Here is a 302-nt window from a genome sequence, read left to right as displayed (position 1 = left end):
CTGCGCAGCCCGCCGGTGCTGCAGGGCGATGCCACCGATGCCGTGCCCGAGGGCGAATGGCATGCCTATGGCCGCACCGGAGCGGGCCAGCGCTATTCGCCGCTGCGCCAGATCGGCCCGCACAACGCTGTCTCTTATACACATCTCCGAGCCCACGAGACGCTGACGTTGATCGCGTATGCCGTCGTCTGCTTGAAAAGGGGGGGGGGGGGGGGGGGGGGGGGGGGGGGGGGGGGGGGGGGGGGGGGGGGGGGGGGGGGGGGGGGGGGGGGGGGGGGGGGGGGGGGGGGGGGGGGGGGGGG

At 77.5% G+C, this 302-nt stretch carries 1 protein-coding gene; it reads left to right on the top strand.

What is annotated here, in order from left to right; translation table 11 throughout:
- A partial coding sequence (locus JHD82_RS29610) for a hypothetical protein (RefSeq protein WP_199140488.1) occupies positions 1–302 on the top strand: 302 nt, incomplete at both ends.

Origin of the sequence: Delftia sp. ASV31 (assembly GCF_016428765.1) — a bacterium.
Classification (GTDB): domain Bacteria; phylum Pseudomonadota; class Gammaproteobacteria; order Burkholderiales; family Burkholderiaceae_C; genus Comamonas; species Comamonas acidovorans.
The sequence above is the reverse complement of the archived record's forward strand: the minus strand, read 5'-3'. Positions and strand labels throughout refer to the sequence as shown.